This window comes from Legionella erythra (assembly GCF_001467615.1).
Lineage (GTDB): Bacteria > Pseudomonadota > Gammaproteobacteria > Legionellales > Legionellaceae > Legionella_C > Legionella_C erythra.
Genome location: NZ_LNYA01000023.1, coordinates 295268 through 298079, shown reverse-complemented (window position 1 = coordinate 298079; position 2812 = coordinate 295268). Strand labels below are relative to the sequence as shown.

Below are 2812 nucleotides of genomic sequence, written 5' to 3'. Positions count from 1 at the left end.
AATATAAAATACAACAATTTGCCAGCCAATACGAAATTAGCAGTGGAAATGATTTCCCAGAAAAATTAAAAATCGAAATTAAACAATTTTTAGATAAACATTTTGAATTAAAAGAGAAGAAAAAGACACTTCAGAAACTAGTCCTTGATGATTTTAAAGTAACTAACTATTTGGAGCTCAGAAGTAAAAAAGAAAAGATAAGTGGTTATACAGTATCGCCTGAATTAACAAGAGCGCTAGTGGGCGGGCTCAACCGCATAAGAAAAGCAATTGAAGTCCCTATCCCACTCGAGGAAATCACTACAAAGGATTATGCTCCTCAAGGGACTGTTTATAAGTTAGCAAAAAAAATAAGAGCCTTAAAACCAGGCGAAAGAAAACAATTTGTCTACTATCATGGGAATAAAAATCACGCAATTGCATTTGACGTCGAAAATCGGGCGGGAACTCTGAATATATTTTGTTTCGATTCATCGAAGGATGAGAAACAGCTTGAAGCAATCGATTTGCTCATCGACAAGCTCGAAAAAAGCAAGATTAAGTTTGAAATAAAATCGTGCCAGGCAGGCATTCAGAAGGACGATAATAATTGTTCTGTTTTTAGCATTCTTGCATTAAAAGAATTTGCTAAGTACGACCATGTATTCGACTTTCTCCCAGAAAAATATGAAGAGGATGAAAAACTTAAAAAGCAAAATAAAGCAAGTGTTAGTACAGGCGCTGTTTCAAGCAGAGAGGTGACACTTCGTAACATGGGGAAAGTTGGTTGGGTTAAAGTCAATGACATGCCGACACGAATCATTTCAATGGACCAAAAATACGATGAAATGAAGAATATATTGACAGCCTCAAAACAGTTCGATCTTGATGCGGATAAATTTTGTCAAGCCCACAAAGACTACATGGAAATAGGACTGGCATCTGATAATGACAAAAAACTTGTTAACCGAAAAAGAAAATTAATTGATGAGCGCTATAAAGCTGTATTAGATGAAAATGAAAAACCACTTTTCGAAAAACATCTTGATAATATTACAGAGCTTTCTTTTATAAAAGAAAATAGGGATTTAAACATCCATGATATTCTGAAAGATAAAAAGTCAATCGAGGAAAAAATAGAGGCTATAGAGAAAGTTTTTTTTGCGATAACTGACATTTATAAAATTAGATATTCTACGGATTTAAAAACAGAGGTATCGATACCAGATCATGTTGCAAGAGCAATGTTAAACTTGAGAAACGAATTTTTGACTCAAGTTTGTAATTCAAATGAAGATATTAAATCCAAGAACTTATTTACCAGTCATACAAAATCTATATTAGGTTTTAAACTTGACAAGGGTTTTGACAAGGCTAAAATTAAGGCAGAAAATATTCCAAGTGCCATGGATGTTTTTTTAAAAAACATGCCGAATAAAGGAGAGAGAAGAAAGTTTTTCAGTCGGTTCTCCACCGATGATTTGCAACTCTCAAAAATGGCTATGAGTCCAACTGTTAAAGAGGCTGATATTCGACGCCAGATAGACCAAATAGAGCATGAATTCGGGTATGAAAAAAATGCAAAAGACGATGCCTTTTTTCAGGCCAAGTTTATGATAAGAAAGTTTCCTCGTTATTTAGACCAAAAGGTATTTTATAATCTTTACAGATACAGAGATGGCCGCATACCAATGCTTGTACGGAAAGAGGCAAAGATTGAAGCTGATTCGAGTAAGAGGAAAATAGCAGATAAACTTGCAAAAAATGATAACATTCCCGCCTATGTTTACACTGAAAAAGGGAACTTATATTATTTTGATAGATGGGGTGGTCGGGATTTATCATCAAAAGTACCCTTAACCCCAAACCAGAGAGAAAAGGTTGTTGAGTTCTTAGGGTTGTCTAACAATAACAATAAACGGGGGGAAAACTACATTACAAGCGCTCAGGCTGTAAAGCTATTTAATCATAACTCATGGACTGCAGATGGCTCAAGAAAAGAATTACTTAAAATATTGGCTTTTATGCTTGACTTAGAGCTGGATTATTTGGGTGTAATGTATGCAAAAGATGGAGATGAAGCGATAAAAATTTTTCACGATGGCTACTATTTAATTTTTGAGGCCGTTCCCCGTGAAACCTTGGAAGAGACATTATTGAGTAAGTTGAGCAACGTCAAGAAACAACTTTTTTTTACCTTGATTAAAGAGTATTCGGAGTATATGAAAGGAAATAAAACAAACAATAACTCATCGACAAAACCTTCTTTTATAGGTACGTTTTTTTCAATTTTATCATTATCACGAAATCACACCAGTAAAGGTGATGAAAATAGCATTGTAGACTACTATAAAAAAGTTCAAAGTCAACCCGATTATTCACCGCCATCATTTGTCGATTTTTCTATGTCAATATTTAACGACAAGTGGGTCGTATATAAAAAATCCAATCTTGATGGGATAAATGTAAACAAATCTGACTGGAAGATAAATTTATCTATTCATCAAGAAGATATAGTTAAAGCACTACCTATTATTGCAAAAATTGCTTTGGATAATAATTTAGGTTCCTTCAAAGTAATGATGGAAAAATATGCGGGTGAATGCCAAAGAAATAAAACAATGAAAGGACGAGAACTCGTAATTTTCTGTAGTGCAAATCCCAATTTTGACGGAGAGAAATTTATTCAAATTCTATCAAAAATAGAAGAAGCCCTGAAAGATGCGCACATAAGAAACTCCACTGATACTCCACCACGCTCAAATAGAAAATTGGGGTATTATTCGAGCTACACGCATGATGCATGGACAAATGATGTTATGGGTGGCATCAG

The 2812-nt window shown here is 34.3% G+C and carries 1 protein-coding gene; it reads left to right on the top strand.

Annotated features, from left to right (window positions below):
* On the top strand, positions 1-2812 hold a 2812-nt coding region (locus tag Lery_RS06310; RefSeq protein WP_193392303.1), incomplete at both ends, for a YopJ family acetyltransferase.